General features: G+C 41.8%; 14 protein-coding genes and 3 pseudogenes. 6 read left to right on the top strand and 11 right to left on the bottom strand.

All coding sequences use genetic code 11. The annotated features are described in order from the left end of the window. Positions 1-69: 69 nt before the first annotated feature. Positions 70-1,110 (bottom strand): galactose mutarotase, encoded by a 1,041-nt coding sequence (locus IPH84_13175; protein ID MBK7174154.1) that lies wholly within the window; start codon positions 1,108-1,110, stop codon positions 70-72. 176 nt (positions 1,111-1,286) lie between these two features. Here IPH84_13175 and IPH84_13170 point away from each other — a divergent pair, with 176 nt between their 5' ends. From IPH84_13170 to lysA, 3 genes and pseudogenes are all read left to right on the top strand, one after another. Further along, positions 1,287-3,536, top strand: coding sequence for a glycoside hydrolase family 3 C-terminal domain-containing protein (locus IPH84_13170; GenBank protein MBK7174153.1), 2,250 nt, complete (start codon positions 1,287-1,289; stop codon positions 3,534-3,536). Positions 3,537-3,781: 245 nt separating this feature from the next. Next, on the top strand, positions 3,782-5,116 hold the full coding sequence (locus IPH84_13165) for an aspartate kinase (GenBank protein ID MBK7174152.1): 1,335 nt from the start codon (positions 3,782-3,784) through the stop codon (positions 5,114-5,116). 14 nt (positions 5,117-5,130) lie between these two features. Beyond that, positions 5,131-6,287 (top strand): annotated as a pseudogene (gene lysA / locus IPH84_13160) (diaminopimelate decarboxylase). Between the two features lie 33 nt (positions 6,288-6,320). Here the strand turns inward: lysA and IPH84_13155 are convergent. Beyond that, positions 6,321-6,644 (bottom strand): hypothetical protein, encoded by a 324-nt coding sequence (locus IPH84_13155; protein MBK7174151.1) that lies wholly within the window; start codon positions 6,642-6,644, stop codon positions 6,321-6,323. Positions 6,645-6,965: 321 nt separating this feature from the next. Next, positions 6,966-7,541, bottom strand: a complete 576-nt coding sequence (locus tag IPH84_13150; GenBank protein ID MBK7174150.1) for a hypothetical protein — start codon at positions 7,539-7,541, stop codon at positions 6,966-6,968. A gap of 156 nt (positions 7,542-7,697) precedes the next feature. On the opposite strand from IPH84_13150, the gene IPH84_13145 reads away from it, so the two are divergent. Together IPH84_13145 and IPH84_13140 are read left to right on the top strand one after the other, a co-directional pair. Then, on the top strand, positions 7,698-8,408 hold the full coding sequence (locus IPH84_13145; GenBank protein MBK7174149.1) for a hypothetical protein: 711 nt from the start codon (positions 7,698-7,700) through the stop codon (positions 8,406-8,408). Between the two features lie 76 nt (positions 8,409-8,484). Then, positions 8,485-8,883, top strand: coding sequence for a cyclase family protein (locus IPH84_13140; GenBank protein MBK7174148.1), 399 nt, complete (start codon positions 8,485-8,487; stop codon positions 8,881-8,883). Positions 8,884-9,099: 216 nt separating this feature from the next. Here the strand turns inward: IPH84_13140 and IPH84_13135 are convergent, their stop codons facing one another. From IPH84_13135 to IPH84_13120, 4 genes and pseudogenes are all read right to left on the bottom strand, one after another. Beyond that, positions 9,100-9,366, bottom strand: a complete 267-nt coding sequence (locus IPH84_13135) for a hypothetical protein (GenBank protein ID MBK7174147.1) — start codon at positions 9,364-9,366, stop codon at positions 9,100-9,102. A gap of 82 nt (positions 9,367-9,448) precedes the next feature. Further along, complete coding sequence (locus IPH84_13130; protein MBK7174146.1) at positions 9,449-9,955, bottom strand: hypothetical protein; 507 nt, start codon at positions 9,953-9,955, stop codon at positions 9,449-9,451. Between the two features lie 83 nt (positions 9,956-10,038). Then, positions 10,039-10,215, bottom strand: a complete 177-nt coding sequence (locus IPH84_13125) for a hypothetical protein (protein MBK7174145.1) — start codon at positions 10,213-10,215, stop codon at positions 10,039-10,041. Between the two features lie 111 nt (positions 10,216-10,326). After that, positions 10,327-11,364: pseudogene (locus tag IPH84_13120) on the bottom strand (patatin-like phospholipase family protein). Between the two features lie 361 nt (positions 11,365-11,725). Between IPH84_13120 and IPH84_13115 the strand changes: the two are divergent. Further along, a pseudogene (locus IPH84_13115) lies at positions 11,726-13,646 on the top strand (DUF4914 family protein). Positions 13,647-13,711: 65 nt separating this feature from the next. On the opposite strand, the gene IPH84_13110 reads toward IPH84_13115, so the two are convergent. Genes IPH84_13110 through nuoL form a run of 4 tightly spaced genes read right to left on the bottom strand, consistent with a single transcriptional unit; the run spans position 13,712 to position 19,050 of the window. Further along, a complete protein-coding gene (locus tag IPH84_13110) occupies positions 13,712-14,077 on the bottom strand; it encodes a hypothetical protein (protein MBK7174144.1) in 366 nt (121 codons plus the stop codon). Between the two features lie 42 nt (positions 14,078-14,119). Next, complete coding sequence (locus tag IPH84_13105; GenBank protein ID MBK7174143.1) at positions 14,120-15,547, bottom strand: NADH-quinone oxidoreductase subunit N; 1,428 nt, start codon at positions 15,545-15,547, stop codon at positions 14,120-14,122. 56 nt (positions 15,548-15,603) lie between these two features. Further along, on the bottom strand, positions 15,604-17,118 hold the full coding sequence (locus tag IPH84_13100; protein MBK7174142.1) for an NADH-quinone oxidoreductase subunit M: 1,515 nt from the start codon (positions 17,116-17,118) through the stop codon (positions 15,604-15,606). Positions 17,119-17,133: 15 nt separating this feature from the next. After that, the gene (gene nuoL / locus IPH84_13095; GenBank protein ID MBK7174141.1) at positions 17,134-19,050 is read right to left on the bottom strand and encodes an NADH-quinone oxidoreductase subunit L; all 1,917 of its coding nucleotides are present in this window, start codon (positions 19,048-19,050) and stop codon (positions 17,134-17,136) included. Positions 19,051-19,122: the final 72 nt, after the last annotated feature.

Genomic DNA, 19,122 nt, shown 5'->3' with positions numbered 1-19,122 from the left:
TTTCAGTATTAATGGTTTTCTTTAGAATTTGCTGGTAAGGGTAATAATTCAATCATTGAAACCCTTGAACTATACGGCAGAAAATTTCCAAATGGTTTCAGAATGATACTTCTTTCCCGGCCGCAGGGTCACATCAGGAAAGCCGGGGTGATTCACTGAGTCAGGGAAATGTTGTGTTTCCAGGGCAAATGCATGATGTTCAAGATAGGGCTTGCCGGATTTGCCGATAATGCTGCCATCGAACCAGTTGGAAGTGTATAGCTGGACTCCTGGTTCTGTGGTGTATATCTGCATTTCCCTTCCGCTGCCAGGATCATAGGCGGTGATGCCATGCATCAATGTTCCGGATTGATTCCTGAGCACGTAATTATCATCATATCCTTTTGGCAAATTGTGTATGTATTTGCCAATAGCATGCTGAACTGTAAAATCAAAAGCAGTATCCTTTACATTTAAAAAATTGCCTGTAGGAATGCTGTCTTTATCAGTTTCAGTAATCTGATCTGCCAGGATCAGGAGTTCCTGGTCATAAATTGTTCCTGAACCATCCCCGTTAAGGTTGAAATAGCAGTGATTGGTAAGGTTTACAGGTGTTGCCTTATCTGAAACCGCATTAAATTCCATTCCAAACTCATTGTCATTGGTAAGGTAATAGCTTACCCTGACTTCGACATTTCCCGGGAATCCCTCTTCTCCATCCACACTCAGGTAGCTAAATTCGATACCGCATTTTTCATTTGAATCAATGATCCTGGATTTCCATTTCTTTTTATTGAAACCCTGTATCCCCCCGTGTAACTGGTGGCCTTCATGATTGGGTGTAACCTTATATTCTACTCCATCAAGGGAAAATTTTGCATTTCCAATCCTGTTACAAACCCTGCCTATGATGCAGCCAAAATATGCAGGATTTTCAACCCATTCTTCAAAAGTCCTGTAACCGGTAATGATATCTGAAAAAACACCCTTTCTGTCGGCTACCCATAAAGAAAGTACCGTACAACCATAATCACTGACTGAAGCCTTCATGCCATGGTCATTTTCAAGATGAAACAGTTGTGTAGCTTCCCCGGATGCCAGAATGCCAAAAGGCTCTATTTGGATTTTCATACTGATATTAATTGAGTAATTCCTGCAAAACAATCAGGACAAATAGTACAATCTGATTAAGTGTTTTGTGTCATGAAAGGTACAAATTTATTATATTAGACTGAGTTATTACAGAATATTTGAAAAAATATTAATTAGTATTAATAACTTTGTAATAAATATTCAAAACTGGATGTATGAACAACGCAAAGTATTTCCCATCATTGAATTTCATTGGAATCATAGGATTCCTTTTCATCCTTCAGGTGCTGGGTGCGCAGGAAATTAAGCCGTCTGGGGTAAGAGAAATATTCCGGGATCCGGAGGTTTCCATTGAAAAACGAGTCAATGACCTGGTTTCCAGAATGACTCTGGAGGAGAAAGTTTCACAGATGCAGTATACCGCACCGGCTATTCCCCGTTTAGGTATCCAGGAATATAACTGGTGGAATGAATGCCTGCATGGAGTTGCCAGGAATGGAATTGCTACTGTTTTTCCACAAGCCATTGGAATGGCTGCCACTTGGAATACAGCGCTCATAAAGGAAGAGGCAGACATCATTGCAACAGAAGCGAGGGCCAAGCATAATGAAGCGCTGTTGAAAAATGAGCATGGTATCTACCAGGGGTTAACGTTCTGGTCGCCTAATATCAATATTTTCAGGGATCCCAGGTGGGGAAGGGGACAGGAGACCTATGGGGAAGACCCTCTGCTCACTGCTGAGATTGGAAAAGCTTTTGTCACCGGTTTACAAGGTAATGACCCGAAATATTTCAAGGTAATTGCGACTGCTAAACATTTTGCGGTTCATAGTGGGCCTGAATCGGAGAGACATCGTTTTGATGCCTGGCCTCCTTTAAGAGATCTCTATGATACTTATCTCCCTGCTTTTGAAGTGTTGGTAAAAGAAGCAAAGGTGTATTCTGTCATGAGTTGTTATAATAGGGTATATGGTGTACCCAGTTCAGCCAGTAGTTTCTTATTTGCTGATCATCTGAGGAATAAGTGGGGATTCAAGGGATATGTGGTCTCTGATTGTTGGGCAATATCAGATATATATAATTTCCATAAGTATGTTCCCACTGCTGAACAGGCTTCAAGTCTCTCAGTCAGGGCCGGAACTGACCTGGCTTGCGGCCCGGAATATGGAAGCCTGCTTAAAGCCGTGGAATTGGGTTATATTTCAGAATATGAGATAGATATCGCTGTAAAGAGATTGATGGAAGCCCGTTTCAGGTTAGGCATGTTTGATCCTGCCGGTTCAACCCCGTATGCTCTCATTTCACCTGTCGAAAATGACACAAAAGAACATCATGAGTTGGCACTCAAAGTAGCCAGGGAGAGTATTGTACTTTTGAAAAATCAGGACCAATGCCTGCCCATTTCTTCCTCAATACGTAAAATCGCTGTAATTGGGCCTTATGCGGCCGATACTTCCGTTCTTTTAGGAAATTATAATGGCACTCCTTCCTCACCCATTACCATCCTCAGGGGAATTCAAACACATGCCGGGAAGAAACAGAAAATAAGCTACGCCCAGGGTGTTGAAAGGCCTGAAATACTGAGCCGCCGGCTTCAGGGGATCACGGAAGGTGAAGTTGATGCAGCTGGCATCAAATTGAAAGAGGAAGCCATTCAATTAGCCAAAATTTCTGACATGGTGGTTTTTGTTGGGGGGATTTCACCAAACCTGGAAGGGGAGGAGATGGATGTCAAAGTAGAAGGGTTTGCCGGTGGCGACCGTACAACATTGGATATTCCCGTATCCCAGCAAAAGCTGCTTGAAGAATTATCTAAAACCGGGAAACCAATTGTACTGATTCTCACCAATGGAAGTGCCTTATCTGTTCCATGGGCAAAAGAGCATATCCCTGCGATTGTTGAAGCCTGGTATCCCGGGCAGGAAGGTGGAAATGCAGTAGCCGATGTTATTTTTGGGAAATATAATCCTGCCGGCCGCTTGCCTGTCACCTTTTATAAATCTGTTGAAGACCTTCCGGCTTTTGATAACTACTCGATGGAAAACAGGACGTACCGGTACTTTAAATCTGAACCTTTATTCCCATTTGGCCATGGATTGAGTTTTACTGAGTTCACGTATGGAAACATAAAAATAGACAAGCGATCCTATAATATCACGGATACCCTGACTATTTCCATACCAGTCACCAACAAAGGAAAAGTATCCGGGGATGAAGTCGTACAATTGTATGTGGAATCACCTGAAAACTCTGGCGACAACCGGAACAGGTACCTCGTTGGTTTCAGCAGGATTCATATTCCGGCCGGAGAAACAATGATTGTCAAACAAAAAGTTCCGGTTTCCAGGCTGAGAATGTATGATTCCATGATTGGTAACTATGTGATTTCTAAGGGTACTTATCTATTAATGGCTGCTGCTTCTTCATCCGATATAAGACAAAAAATACCTCTGGTGATCCAATAAAGTACGTTTTGCTGAGTCTGACAGACCTTCTATGTAGCATCAGTAGCTGAACGTTCTCTTATGTTGATGGTCATTTATCGGTCAGCAGGAAACAATATGGTACTTTTAAATGTTAGTTTTCTTAATCATGACAATGGTTTCTGAAGATTTCTTCAGGATAGACATTAATGGACTAAGACCCGGGAAATAAATACAGTAATCAACAGGCCCTTTAAGTAGTCGAGGGCGAAAAATTCAGACAGATCATGCTGATCCAGAAATTTGGAGGCACTTCCGTAGGTTCTGCGGAAAGGATGAAACTTGTAGCAGCACTAATTATCCGGGATGATTTACCCAAAATTGTGGTATTATCTGCAATGAGCGGAACAACCAATCAATTGGTGGAGATTGCTGCTTTTTATACTTCTAAAAAGAATGAAGCAGCATTACAATCTATTGATAAGCTTCATGATCAATACAAAACTGTGGTTCATCAGCTATATTATTTCGATGAATATAAGCAGAAGAGTTTACATTTACTCGAGTCACATTTTGAATACCTGAGAAGTTTCGCTTATGATATTTTCACTGCAAATGAAGTAAAATGTGTCCTTGCCCAGGGTGAATTGATCTCGACTGCATTATTCCAGTTTTATCTCGAAGAGTGTGGAATTGAATCAAAGTTAATTCCTGCATTGAATTTTATGCGGATTGACAGAGATGGGGAACCGGATACATTCTATATCAGGCAAAACCTTGAAAGAGAGCTGTCATCATTGCCCGGGACTTCCATCTTCATTACCCAGGGATTTATATGCAGAGATGTTTTTGGTGAAATTGATAATCTGAAAAGGGGAGGAAGTGATTATTCGGCTTCACTGATCGGGGCTGCTGTTGATGCCAGTGAAGTACAGATCTGGACCGACATTGACGGATTTCATGATAATGATCCAAGGATTGTTAAAGATACCCATCCAATCGCTGCTCTTTCTTTTGATGAAGCAGCTGAGTTGGCCTATTTCGGAGCCAAGATTCTTCATCCTGCTACCATTCAACCGGCGAAAACGGCTTCAATTCCCGTCAGGGTTAAGAATACCCTGGATCCTGATGCTTTTGGAACATTGATTTCTGACATCAGCATTGGTGCTGCCGTAAAAGCTGTGGCAGCCAAGGACGGTATAACCGCGATCAGGATCAAGTCGGGCCGGATGTTACTGGCTTATGGATTTTTAAGTAAGATTTTCGAGCTTTTCGAGATCTATCGTACACCTATTGATATGATCGCCACTTCCGAAATAAGTGTTTCCCTCACGATTGACGACACCACGAACCTTCATCGTTTAATTGCAGATATCGGGAAATATGGAACAGTGGAAATTGATAAGGATCAGGTAATTATATGCATTGTTGGTGAAGGAATTGCTGGGAATACTAATGCCATGCGCCTGGCACTGGAGGCATTAAAGGAAATTCCGGTGAGGATGATCTCATATGGAGGATCACAAAACAATATATCAATCCTGGTTTCCTCTTCTGATAAGAAACAGGCTTTGAACTGCCTGAGTGCAAAACTATTCAGTCATAAGGATCAATTGAGTTAAATAAAAGGGCATACATGTTTACTAAAGAGACCATAGAAGCATTTGGAAGGATGAATACTCCTTTCTATTTCTATGATTTGGATTTACTAAGGAAAACCCTGGCAAAAGCGATTTCATTGGCTGATTCCTATGGTTTTCACCTTCATTACGCGCTGAAAGCTAATTCCAATCCTGAAATTCTGCGAATTATATCTGCTTCAGGCTATGGTGCTGATTGTGTGAGTGGTAATGAAGTATTAAGGGCAATAGAAACCGGCTTCCAACCCGACCAGGTAGTTTTTTCCGGCGTTGGAAAAACAGATCTTGAGATCAGTCAATCCATTCAATCAGAAATACTATGTTTCAATTGTGAATCTCTGCAGGAATTGGAAATAATTGATTCCATTGCACGGGGATCAGGCCGGAAAGCCAGGATAACTTTGAGGATCAATCCGAATGTACCTGCTTACACACATAAATATATCACTACCGGGTTGGAGGAGAATAAGTTTGGGATCAATCCCTGGGAATTTGATGTAGTGCTTGAAAAACTTTCCGTCCTTCCTAATCTTGAAGTTATTGGGCTTCATTTTCATATTGGTTCTCAGATCACTGACCTGGATGCCTATAAAAATTTATGTATCAGGGTAAATGAAATCAACCAGTGGTTTCAGCATCAGCATCTGTTCCCTAAAATTCTTAACCTGGGGGAGGCCTTGGAATCGATTACCAGCAACCTGATTCTTCAGCGATTCCTGATTTTGAATCCTATTTCTCCATCTTCCATGAATTCCTGGAAATGGAACCCGGTCAGGAACTCCATCTCGAACCCGGAAGGGCACTTGTTGCACAATGCGGAAGCCTGATCACAAAGGTGCTATATATTAAACAGGGTATAAATGTGGATTTCGCTATTTGTGACGCAGGAATGACTGAACTGATTCGTCCTGCACTCTACCAGGCTTATCATAAAATTGAGAACCTCACAACCACCTCTCCACACATAAAGAAATATGATGTGGTTGGTCCTATCTGTGAATCCAGCGATTGTTTTGGTAAAATGGTGACACTGCCTGAAACAGTCAGAGGTGACCTATTGGCAATCCGATCTGCAGGGGCATATGGAGAAACTATGGCATCCCGCTATAACCTGAGGAACCTGGTGGGAGCTGTTTATTCAGAAGAGTTGTGATTTCCTTATCATTATGTGTTCCATGCCAGATTTTCAAACGAAAACCAGGATAAACTGGCATAGAAAGCCTATCGTGAATAATATCGCACCCACAATTAAGGCGGATTTTCGTGTCGATTGCTGATTAATAAGCTTATAAGATAATGGCTTGGCAAGGTGTTCTACCAGCCAAATATGTATCCTTTTATAGAAAAAGACAAATATGAAGTAAAGGATTAAAGCAAAGAGCAAAATGAGATAGTAGGAATAGAGCTCTGAAGAATTTACACCTTCTCTGCTGGCATTCATTCCCTTAAGGATACCACTTACTGCTGAGGAGACACTGAAAACGGTAATGAACAGGATGAGTAAGATCATTGGAATAGCGGCAATAAGGTTTTTCAGGCCTTTCTCAAAAGCCTTTAATTTCGTATCACCCAGAAGTTCAGGGGCCGCAAACCAAAAGCCAAAAACTGCAAAAGCATACCCGTTGCATTAATCCATTTCATAAGTTAAGATTTTTGAATCAGAAACCGATCATTAATAAAATAGCAAAGCCTCCAATTAAAGGCTCATCACATTCATCATAAAGCTTAAAAGAATGCTCCCCGGGTTTGAACCATGTCTTGCAGGTCCATAAAGAACATGGCTTCGAAGGCAAAGGCAAACAATTCACCAAGTATAATGACCATCCAACATTCAAAACATTGGAAAAAGAAACCAAAAGACGGGCAGGGTAATCAGGTTAACCAGGATGACAAAAAGAAGGATTTTCAGTGGTTTTTTTGCCAGCTTCAAATACACAAATGCCACCATGATTTCAAGGGCAAGAGTGAGCATCAGGGCTTTAAGAAAAGCTGACCATACGGAAGAATCTTTCATAAAAGGAGTGACATCCCTCACTTCCAGGCGATCATCCAACACTGTGATTTCATATTGCGAATTGAAACTTTCATTTTCGAAGACATTGCTTTCCCTGGTTCTATCCTCAAACTGAATGATGATTTTATGATAATCCTCATAACCATAAGAAACAGATTTTGCAGTTTCCTGGTTTGCATTGAATCTCTGTGGACCTTGCCGTTGCAAGGTATCACATACGTTAAAGGTCTGAAAACGACTCTCAAGCTGCCAACCCTGGATAACTTTCACCGGGTTAGTGGTTTTATAGACCAAACGGAACTTCATTGAAGGTTTAGGTCCGGCGTCAGCAAAAAGGAATGAATGACATGCAAAAAGGAAAACAATAAGGATTAAGCAGTACTTTTTGATCATAATTCTTTATTGATGTTGATTTTGAGTATGATTCACAAGGACATGAAAAACAATTCCATGATGCCTGTTTCAAACATGAATAGTTATTGACAACTTGATTCGAAATTAGTCATAAACAACAAACATCCTATACCTTTGTTGCAAACATAAACATTTATGGCATCTTTTATCCTTTCCAAATCGACCTATATACGTGGCATACAGTGTTTGAAATCATTGTATCTGAACAAGCACCGGCCTTTTCTAAGGGACAAGCTTTCGGAAGAGCAACTCGCCAAATTCTCAAGGGGCCATATTGTTGGAAAACTTGCACAGGATCTGTTTCCTGGTGGAGTAGAAATGCCACGACCTAGTGATGCCTCTGCCAGCAAGACAGCTAAAGCCATAGCCGAGGGCATTCCTGTTATTTATGAAGCTTGTTTTATTCATAATGAAGTTGTAGTAGCCCTTGATATATTAGTGAAGCAGGAAAGTGGTTGGATTGCTTATGAAGTAAAAAGCAGCAGTGCTCTCAGCGAAACCTATTTTCAGGATGCCTATATACAGGAATATGTCATCAGGGGATCGGGACTTGACTTGAAGAATTTTTTCCTTATTCACCGAAATATAAACAATGAGATTACCGAAGCGACACCTTTGGATGAGTTATTCATTTTTACGGAACTTCCCACTCCGGCAGATGATCTTACTTCGTTAATTGAAAACAGGCTCATTCAGATGAAAAGCACCCTGGAGTTAAAGAACTCCCCCGGAATACCTCCCGGGAAACAATGTATGAATCCTTATCCCTGCGATTTCAGGGGAATTTGCTGGAAAAATCTTGGCGAAGAAGAAAAATCAGAACTACTTTTGGCTGGCAGGAAATAGAAAGGCCGGGGAGTGATTTTGCCAGGTATTTCTGAACTTCCAGATGTTTATTGCTGAATTTCAAAATGAAAAGAAAATGACGATTGTTGACCTTACTCATACCTTGTATCATGAAATGCCTGTATTTCCAGGTGAAAAATCACCGGGCCTTACCCGTGATCCATTACCGGAGAGTGCCGGTTATGTTACGCATCGGCTTGAAACAAATATGCATACCGGGACTCATATGGATGCCCCAATGCATGCGAAATCAGGTGAATTGACCATTGATAGCTATCCTGCAGAGTTTTTTATCAGGGAAAGCGTGGTATTGGACGTAAGAGGTGAAGCAATAATCAGGATGCGGAAGGAATGGTTTTCAGTTTTTGAAAATATCCCATTATCCTGTTTTGCAGCGGATACGACAAGAAATGGGGTGATGATAAATACTATTATGATTACCCTGTTTTTGAGGATGAAGTTGCCCTGGAATTAAAGAACAGGGGTGTAAGAATTGTTGGATTTGATTCACCATCGCCTGATAAATCACCATTTCGGTTTCACAGCATATTCCTTGAAGGGAGATAGGTTCATGATTGAGAACCTGGCAAAGCTTGATCAGTTGTTAGAGGTTTCAGAAGTGGAGTTTATGGCTTTCCCCTTGAAAATAAGAGCTGAAGCCTCGTTAATCAGAGCGATTGCCCGTTACTGATCAATGGAGTAATTCTGAAAGTTTTTTCTCCAATTCCTCACCACGAAGTTTCTTGGCTACAATTTTTCCTTCCTTATCAATGAGGACAGTAAAGGGAATTGCGGTAACACCATAGGCCGCTGCACCTGCCGATTTCCAGTGCTTGAGATCACTTACATGGTTTGGCCATACAAGTTTATCGGTTGCAATCGCTTTCAACCAGCTTTCACGATCCTTGTCGAGTGAAACGCTGAATACTTCAAAATCCTTTTTCTTTGAATTTAGCATAAGCTTTCCACAACATTCGGGTTCTCTTTTCTGCAAGGCCACACCAGGATGCCCAGAAGTCAATCAGGACTACTTTTCCCTCTTAAGGATGAAAGGCTTCTTTCCACACCTTCCGGGTCAGCAAGTTTAATGTCAGGGGCCAGAGATCCAACGGCCGTTTTTCTTTCCACGTCAATCTGTTTGTGGTATTGCTCCACAAATGGAATATGAAATAAGATTTATACAATGCCTTTTCCATCTGATCAATGAAAGCAAAATCTGTTGTCATATCAAATTTATCCTGCAGGAACATCCAGGCCAGGGTGCCCGGCATCTTTTGAAATTCCCTAAGCAGCAGATTCTTCTGTAGGGAGTCGTTTTTCATGAATTCAGCGATAACCATTGGTGAGAGAGAATCCCTTTCCGTCGATTTCTGAATGTTATTATACTGAGTGTTCAAACTATCTCTCCTGGCATCAAAGGGTTGAAGGAGGTTAATGGTACGATAGAGGAATTCTGTTTGTGGTGACCCATCAATCTTCGCATCAATGCCTAGTTTGGCAGTGGGAGAGATCAGGTTTACCTTTTCGCCGGGGGATAAGATTAACATTAAATAATTATTATCATCCAGCCGTAATTTATAGACATCTGTCTTACTGATAGGTGCATTGATTTTAAAATTTCCTTCTGCTGTTACTTCACCGGCGCAAAATCTTCGGAACCGGCCTGGCTTAGGGTATCCAGGTAGATCATTGAGAATCCGCTATTGCCTGGTAGTTTACCATTAAGTGTTGCTATTTCAGCCACCTGAGCATGAACGGAGATGATTGAAAGAAAACCGGTAATGAAAGTAAGCAGCTTAATTCTCATAGGAAATGAAATTGAAAAGAGTGTTATTAATATAAACAGGCAGGCAAAGATACTGATTTTCTGCCTGCCTGTTTTATCATCACATTAGCCGTATGACTCTGTGATTTTGATTTATTTATTGGCGATGAGTTGTTCCACGATATACTCTAACTTTTCTTCGTTTTCAGAAACAAAGCGCATACCAGCTTCCTTCAAAGCAAGCATATTTACCGGACTTGCATTATCCATAGCCGCTGCGCAGGTGCACGCTCAGGTTCCCAACGATAATAATCCGAATTGTCAGGCAGTGTGATAGTAGCGAACATTTTTTGCAATTGATAGTTAACAGTTTCAGAGTTTCCTGACATAAGAATATCAATCAAGGGCAGTATCCAGCCCGCTAAACCCCAATCTTTAGCCTGGTTATAATTGTATGGATCACCTTTGGAACCGGTCCCAATCGAGAGCATTAGCATGTTCTTAGCCATGGGTTTATCCATTTTCCGGGGTGATGCAATACCGAATCGAAATCAGGGTACGTGCCTCTGCATAAGCACACATCGCTGGATTATTCGCAAACACTCCTCCATCAATAAGATAGTAAGGTGTTCCATAAACGGATTTAATATTTGCCGTTTCAAAAATAGTAGGTGCCGCTGAAGTAGCCCTGGCAATATCTCTTACAAGGAAGTCTTTCACCGGGTTGTCGACCGCATCTGCTTTATTGAAAAATTGGGCTTTACGCCTGAATATATCATAAGATGTAATCAAACAGGGTTTTAGTAATTCACTCAACTTGAGGTTCCCAAGATAATCTTTCAGGCTGTCTTCAAGAGCATCTGCTTCATATTTCTCATCAGTAACACTTAATCCACTTCTTAGCTTATGCCATAATCCTACATCAAAGATCTTATTACCTTTTTCCAGGTAAAGGTCAACTGCCTCCTGGGCTGTAAACTTAGGCCGCCCATCTTTATTGGGTGTCAAATAAATACATGAGAGTATTCCGCCTGTGCTTGTACCGGCAATCAAATCAAAATAATCACTTAATCGCACAGCGTCACCTTCTTTTGCCCTCAGCCGGGATTCGATGTAAGCTAATACTACACCCGGAAGGATACCCCTGATCCCGCCACCATCTATTGATAGGATAGTCACTTTTTTTGCCATAGAAACTGTTTTATTAAGCATTAAACAATATAGATATATAGATTTGTTTGTCTCTAAACAATTCAATATGGACTTTGGTTCTTTATCCTTTCCAATAATAATTCATTTTCTTTCTCCTAAGTTACGAAATATTTACCGCATGCTTGATTTGGGGTTAGCATCCTGAAAAACTGGAAATATCATCTTTATACACTGAGACAAAAGCAATTATTAAAAAAGGCCTTCTTTCAAAAACTTTTTAACTATTGGACACGAGTATTATTTAATTGTAAGATCATTACCAAAAATGATATTTCAGCCGGATTGTAAGTAATTTTGTTCCCGATTTGAGGTACAGTTATACTTGCTAATATTGCTAATAATGAATAAAATTGATATATTAGAAAATGTTGGTAGTTTTCTGCCACTTTCAGTTTCTAACCTTCTTCGGAATTGTAAGGATTTTACATTATATAATTATACAGATGAGCTATTAGCTGCATCCATGGGAAGCGACCATTCTCTGACTTATGAAGTGAAATACGATATTCCGGGGAAGGGTTTATACACCGAAGTAGTCCTGCACAAAGTAAGCAATGGCATTTCAGCCAATTTCACGGATCCATATATGCGACGCCGGGATCCGGATACCATGTTCATTGCTGATCAGCTTCCTACCGATAAGGTCCGTTTTTCAGATAAATTCGGGTATCCCTTTTCACAACTACAGAATGAAACCTTTGCCTGGTTAAAGGAACAGACGCTTTCAGTCTTTCTTTTCCAGGCGGGTCCCGATTCTATGGGAGTGGGAGGTATAGCTATTGTTCCCTCAAATGCAGCGTTTTTTGCTTTTGGACTGGCAATGCTTCAGAAAATGATTTCCTTTGAAAGCATACCTAATGGATTTAGCATCGAATCAGTTGTATTTGTGGCTCCGACCTTCCGTCATACCCATTTTGGCGGCAAACAGGTGGTGGTGCATAACAGGACTGAATCTGCGCATGAGGTGTATTCCTATAACTTGTATCCGGGACCGAGTGCCAAGAAAGGACTTTATGCGGTATTACTTGATAAGGGTGAAAAGGAGGGCTGGATCACGGCTCATTGTTCAGCCGTCCAGGTTTCAAGTCCATACGATAACATCACTACCTTTATGCATGAAGGGGCTTCAGGCGGGGGAAAAAAGTGAAATGTTGGGACATATTGTTCGGGAACCGGAAGGCCAGGTACTGATAGGTGTAAACCTTGAGACCGGTGAACGACGTCTTATTTCTATTCCCCAGTTCTGCACATTCAACCCGGTTGCAGATGATATGGCTTTGTGTCATCCTTCTGTCCAGATGAATAATGGCAAACTATCAATAATCGACGGGGAGAATTCATGGTTTATAAGGGTTGATGGAGTAAAGGACTATGGTGATGACCCTTTCCTTGAAAAACTTTCCATAAAGGTGAAAAGTCCGCTTCTCTTTTTGAATATTGAAACACAGCCCGGATGTACTGCATTGATATGGGATCACATTGAAGATGCTCCTGGTAAGAAGTGCCCCAATCCGAGGATTATTGTTCCCCGTTCAATTGTTCCGGGAATTGTGAATGGACCGGTTAAAGTGGATGTGAGAAGTTTCGGTGTGCGCACTCCGCCTTCCTCCAGAAATCATCCTTCCTATGGTATTATTGGACTTTTCCACATATTGCCTCCTGCGCTTGCCTGGTTATGGAGGCTTGTTGCTCCCAGGGGTTATGCGAATCCTAGCATCATTGGAACTGAAGCAATGGAAAGTGAAGGGGTAGGTTCTTACTGGCCTTTTGCAACCGGTGAAATGATCCATCATGCCAATATGCTGCTGGATCAGATTGCAAGGACACCGCGTACCCGCTTTACGCTTACCCCAAATCAGCATATTGGTATCTGGAAGGTAGGATTTAAGCCTCAGCTTTTTATGAGAGAATATCTTACCCGCAGAGGCAATGCAAAACTAAGGAGTGATCAATATCAGCCTGCCCGTTGCCCGTTACTGGGTTACGAATTAAACTATATAACTATTGAAGGTGGCAAAATCCCTTCCCGCTTTCTTAAAGTCTATAATCAGCCTGAAGTAGGTAACGATGGTTATGATGCAGGTGCAATGATTCTTACTGAATTCTTCAGGGAACAATTGAAGAAATACTATAAGCCTGAATTATCTGAAATGGGAAGGAATATTATTGATGTTTTCCTAGCCGGGGGAAGTGTTGTGGATTATGAAGCAATCCTGCCTATGGATTATCAATATGCATTTAATCAAACAGATTCAGAATAAATCCAAAAAAAAGCAACCGGAGAAAATCCGGTTGCTTTTTTGATTGTTTGAAAGTGGTTGGAAATCTATTCTTTATAATACCAAGCAGATCCACCTGGTTTCATTTCGTCTTTTTTAAGCCAATACTGATCTACTGAGTCCTGGCTTTTTTGATCCCAATAAGCTGGAGATACTTTCTGGCCTTCTGGTGTTTTTAAAGCCATTTCATAAACAGCAATAACCGGGTTAAACACCAGGTCTGTTACCCCAAGGGTGAATAAAGTGGGACTTTCTTCAGTTTCCTTTTTTTCTTCTGCCTGTATGACCACGAATTTATTGAATTCCAGCAGTTTCTTCAGGAATGCAGCCCTGTCGGCAGTTGCACCTTTCTCAACGATGGTACACCGGGTACCTTCAATTTCTTCTACTATATGTTTGGCTTTCAGTGGCATGATATGCTGATTTTTTTGGTTACCCTATTGCGGATCATGTGATTAATAACTAATCCCTATGCTCCAGGTATTAATAAGTTCATAAATCTGGCTCCAGAAACCTAGAATGGCGATACCAGCCACGCAGGCCAGTAAACCGATTCTTGTGGCCCAATCACTCTTAAAGTAGGAAATCGGGGTCTCATTTTTATTGATGAACATCGCTTTCACAACCAGCAGGTAATAGTACAAGGAGATCGTAGCATTGAGAACGGCTATTAAAACGAGCCAGTAATACCCTGCAGATGCTGCTGCTGTAAAAAGGAAGAACTTCCCGAAGAAACCGGCAACCGGTGGAATTCCAGCCAGGGAAAACATCGAGAGGGTCATTAATAGGCTCAATTTAGGATTAGTTGAATATAATCCATCATAATCATCCATTGTTTCTTTACCGGTTTTTGCTGATATAGCTGCAACAACACCGAAAGCTCCCAGGTTGGAAAATATATACACCAGTACAAAATAGATTACTGAGGTCATTCCAGTAACATTGCCACCCAGGATACCTAAAAGGATGAAACCTGCTTGTGCAATCGAAGAAAATGCCAGGAATCTTTTCATGTTCTTCTGACGCATAGCAAATAGGTTACCAATGGTCATGGTGAGTACTGCAATGAGGTAGACCATATCTCTCCACAAATAAGCAATGGAGTGAAAGACTGTAAAAAGGATGATGATCAGGATAAATGAAGCTGCACCTTTCGAAATCACTGAGAAATAGGATGTCACATTAATTGGCGATCCTTCATATACGTCGGCAGTCCACAAATGGAAAGGAACCAGTGAAATTTTGAATGCCATCCCTGCAAAGAAGAAAATGAAGGCAAGTATCTGCATGGGACTGTTGGAATATAGCTGTGCAACATTTTCAAAATAGAGTGATCCTGTGGATCCATAGATAAGAGAAAGTCCGAACAATAGTATTCCTGATGAAAGGGCAGAAGAAAGAATGAGTTTAATCCCTGCTTCAGCGGATTGTGTCTGATGATGGGTATAAGCAGCCAGTGCAGCCATTGGAATGGTGGCTAATTCAAGACCAAGATAAAACATCAGGAAATCACCCGAAGATATCATGAAATACATTCCAACCAGGGTGGAGAAAAGCAGGATGAAATATTCACTGATCTTTTCCTTATTATCAGGCTTTTTGAGCCAGGCAACCGATTGGAATAATATGATCAGAACCCCTACATTGAGGATGTTCTTCATCATGGAGGTGAGTTCTGATGACCTGTACATACCACCGAATAAAACTCCGTTATCAGAAGGAAAAAATCCAACCACCGTATGCGCCAGGAAAAGGGTGATTACAATGGGGATGATAAATTCCTTTTTTCCCGGTTTCAGGTTAAGGTCAATAATGAGGACAAGCAATGCCAGTATGCTTAGCAATATTTCCTGTCTCATTGTTAAAAAATCCGTAAAACTCATAGGTTGTATTGGTTTTGAATCCTTATTTCATTCATTTAATTAACATCCCGGTCAGCCTAAAACAAGCTGGCGAAAGGAAGTCCTGTAAGCTTTTCAACCATCGGAGCCAGGCTGTATCCGATCATATCTGATAACCAGAGAGGTGCTAGTCCAATAGCTGCAATGGAAACAATAAGAGTAACTGTTGAAAGTCTTTCATACCATTTTGCATCCGTGAGGTGGAGATGGTGCTCATCTACCACTGGTCCGAAAAGGATCATTCCCACAACCCTGAGGATGTAGACCGCTGTTACAACGATAGATGAAGTAGCCAGGATGGTCACAACACGGTGGAAGGTGTCAGTGTGTTGGAAGGCTCCGATGAAAACTGTCATTTCTGCTACGAATCCACTTAATCCGGGTAAACCGAGTGAGGCAAGTCCACCAATCACCCATGCAACTCCGAGGAAAGGAATAATCTTCATCAATCCACCCATCTCATTAATCATCCTGGTATGGGTACGGCCATAGATCATCCCGATCAGGGCGAAGAAGAGGGCTGTCATCAAACCATGGGAAATCATCTGTATGATGGCTCCATTCATCGCGGTTTCATTCATCATTAACACAGCAAACAGAACGAGTCCGCAATGGCTCACTGAGGAATAGGCATTGATATATTTCAGGTCTTTTTGCCATATGGCACCAAAAGCACCATAAACTACACTGATGGAGGTTAAAATGATAAATATCCAGGCTTGTTCCCTGGCTGCTTCTGGCATCAGGAACATAGCAACCCTGAAAGCACCGTAACCTCCCAGTTTCATTAATACGCCTGCATGGAGCATAGAAACAGCGGTAGGGGCAGAGGCATGACCATCAGGTGACCAGGTATGAAAAGGAAAAAGTGCTCCAAGTATTCCGAATCCTATGAAAGTAAAAGGAAAGAGGAAGCGCTGCATTTCAATAGGAATGGTAATGGCCGAAATATCAAGCAGGTTCCAGGTGAGTGGACCACCATCAGGTGCTGAGTTGAAATATATCCCCAGGAGGCCTACCATGATAAGTGCAGAACCTGCCATCAGCATAATGGTCAGCTTCATAGCTGAGTACTCCTTTGGACCTGACCCCCAGATACCAATAAGCAGGTACATCGGGATTACAGCCACCTCATAAAACAGGAACATAGTAAATAGGTCCAGGGAAATAAAGAAACCAAATACCCCTGATGCCAGTAGGATCAATGAGATGAAGAACTCCCTTGAAAGGTATTCTACCATCCAGGATGCAAATACCCCGGCAAATACCACAATAGAAGTCAATGCTATCATTGCGACAGAAATCCCGTCGACCCCGATGGTATAATGAATATTCAGGGTGGGAAACCAAAGGGCATCATACATGAAAAGCATGTCAGCCGTATTGCCGGCATTTCTTTCGGCAAGGTACATGTAGATGAGTATACCTGAGAGGATGAGCTGTATTCCCATACCTATCGCGCTTACCAGGCGTGTTTGCTTCATATTCTTAGTGAATACGATAGCAATAATAGTGAGGATGGGGATCAGTACAAAAAGGCTTAATATATTCATTGATTTTGTTTTTTATTACCAGAGATACACGAAGATGATAACAAGGGCTATGGCACCAGAGATAAATACAAAGGCATATTGTTGCACCCTTCCTGATTGGAGTCCCTTGATGCTGACAGAGGCAAACTGGGTAATACCGGCAATTCCATTCATGGTTCCATCCACTACATGCCTGTCGAACCATGCTATCGGACGGGAAATATAATTGAAGATGATCTTTTTTGTAACGAACAGATAGACTTCATCGATGTAGAACTTCCTGTAGGCCCATTTGTAAAAATAACCGAAGATTCCAGCCATTTTTTCCGGCATCCCGTTTACTTTTCTGTACATTATTGTTGCAATTGCAATTCCTAAAACAGCGATCAAAATGGAAGGAATTGCAATTCCCCATTCGGTATGCAGATCAAGAGGCAAACCATCGGAAGTTACCAGGTCATGGAAAGGAAGAAATCCGGTGGTTACAGCACCAAAAGCAAGTATCATCAAAGGGATTGTCATTACATAGGGCGCTTCATGAGGGGTGTGATGATAATGTGTTTCCTTGCCCCAGAAAATGCTGTAATAAAGCCTGAACATATAGAATGCGGTGAGCCCGGCAACTGCATATTCAATGAAGAACAATATTTTGTTATGATGGTAGGCAGCAACCAGTATTTCATCTTTGCTGAAAAATCCTGAGAATGGCGGTATCCCTGCAATGGTTATACAAGCTATCAGGAAGGTGATATGTGTTATAGGCAGGTATTTACGCAAGTTACCCATTCCGCTCATATCATTTGAATGCACAGCATGGATCACTGCCCCGGCACCCAGGAAGAGGAGGGCTTTGAACATGGCATGGGTAAACAGGTGAAAATTTGAAGCCATAAAGCCTAGTCCATCATGCCCGCCGAAACCGGAAACCCCGAGGGCAAGCATCATATAGCCGATCTGCGACATGGTTGAATACGCCAGTACACGCTTTATATCAGTCTGGGTACAAGCTATAATTGCCGCAAACAGTGAAGATATTCCACCCACCCAGGCTACAACCGTTAGTGCATCCGGCGCTCCAAGTGCATATACAGGGAAAAGCCTTGCTACCAGGTAAACCCCTGCAACAACCATTGTAGCGGCATGGATTAATGCTGAAACAGGAGTGGGGCCTTCCATTGCATCCGGCAACCAGATGTGCAGCGGAAACATAGCCGACTTCCCGGCACCTCCCATAAAGATGAATATCAACGACCAGCTTAATACAGATAATCCCATGAAAGCAGCACCACCACCTTGTGAGATGGCAGGACCGGTTGGATTCACCAGGGTCTGGAAATCAAAAGTATTGGTATTGAATGAAAGCATCAGGATACCGATCAGGAATCCCAGGTCAGCAAACCGGGTGACGATGAAAGCCTTCTTGGAGGCAGCAACAGCACTGGGTTTCTCATAATAAAAACCAATGAGCAGGAAGGATGAAACCCCAACAAGCTCCCAGAAGATGTACATCTGGAAAATATTGGTTGCCAGCACAAGGCCCAGCATCGAAAAGCTGAAAAGAGACAAGAATGCAAAGAACCTGTGAAATCCCCGTTCTCCCTTCATATATCCAAGGCTGTAGATATGCACCATCAAAGAAACTGTAGTGACAACCACAAGCATCATAACTGAAATAGGATCAATCAGAGCTCCCAGTTTGATGGTTAATGCATCCGTCAGATTCAGCCAGGAGATCTCGAATGCCTTGATTGAAGTATAGGCGGTTCCTTCAGCATGCCCGGTCCAGAAATAACTAATGGCAGTAACATAGGAAAGAATAGCACCAAAGGCAAGCCCCGCAGTACCGATCAAACCTGAAACCATCGGTTTCATCTTATGCCCTGCAAGCCCCGTAAATAAGAATACTGCAAGGGGAACCAGCGGGATTAGTATCGTATAGGAATAGTTACTCATAAGCTTAATTGTATTCAGTTCTTATTTCTAATGTTTTTATCCAGGTAATCAATCTTAATAAGCTGATGCTGA

The organism is Bacteroidales bacterium, assembly GCA_016707785.1.
Lineage (GTDB): Bacteria > Bacteroidota > Bacteroidia > Bacteroidales > UBA4417 > UBA4417.
This window is presented reverse-complemented; position numbering and strand designations above follow the sequence as displayed.

What these genes read in the sequence shown, in the direction of transcription:
- IPH84_13175 (MBK7174154.1), bottom strand. Translation starts at nt 1,110, where the DNA reads ATGAAAATCCAAATAGAGCCTTTTGGCATTCTGGCATCCGGGGAAGCT.
- IPH84_13170 (MBK7174153.1), top strand. Translation starts at nt 1,287, where the DNA reads ATGAACAACGCAAAGTATTTCCCATCATTGAATTTCATTGGAATCATA.
- IPH84_13165 (MBK7174152.1), top strand. Translation starts at nt 3,782, where the DNA reads ATGCTGATCCAGAAATTTGGAGGCACTTCCGTAGGTTCTGCGGAAAGG.
- IPH84_13155 (MBK7174151.1), bottom strand. Translation starts at nt 6,644, where the DNA reads ATGATCTTACTCATCCTGTTCATTACCGTTTTCAGTGTCTCCTCAGCA.
- IPH84_13150 (MBK7174150.1), bottom strand. Translation starts at nt 7,541, where the DNA reads ATGATCAAAAAGTACTGCTTAATCCTTATTGTTTTCCTTTTTGCATGT.
- IPH84_13145 (MBK7174149.1), top strand. Translation starts at nt 7,698, where the DNA reads ATGGCATCTTTTATCCTTTCCAAATCGACCTATATACGTGGCATACAG.
- IPH84_13140 (MBK7174148.1), top strand. Translation starts at nt 8,485, where the DNA reads ATGACGATTGTTGACCTTACTCATACCTTGTATCATGAAATGCCTGTA.
- IPH84_13135 (MBK7174147.1), bottom strand. Translation starts at nt 9,366, where the DNA reads ATGCTAAATTCAAAGAAAAAGGATTTTGAAGTATTCAGCGTTTCACTC.
- IPH84_13130 (MBK7174146.1), bottom strand. Translation starts at nt 9,955, where the DNA reads ATGTTAATCTTATCCCCCGGCGAAAAGGTAAACCTGATCTCTCCCACT.
- IPH84_13125 (MBK7174145.1), bottom strand. Translation starts at nt 10,215, where the DNA reads ATGAGAATTAAGCTGCTTACTTTCATTACCGGTTTTCTTTCAATCATC.
- IPH84_13110 (MBK7174144.1), bottom strand. Translation starts at nt 14,077, where the DNA reads ATGCCACTGAAAGCCAAACATATAGTAGAAGAAATTGAAGGTACCCGG.
- IPH84_13105 (MBK7174143.1), bottom strand. Translation starts at nt 15,547, where the DNA reads ATGAGTTTTACGGATTTTTTAACAATGAGACAGGAAATATTGCTAAGC.
- IPH84_13100 (MBK7174142.1), bottom strand. Translation starts at nt 17,118, where the DNA reads ATGAATATATTAAGCCTTTTTGTACTGATCCCCATCCTCACTATTATT.
- nuoL (MBK7174141.1), bottom strand. Translation starts at nt 19,050, where the DNA reads ATGAGTAACTATTCCTATACGATACTAATCCCGCTGGTTCCCCTTGCA.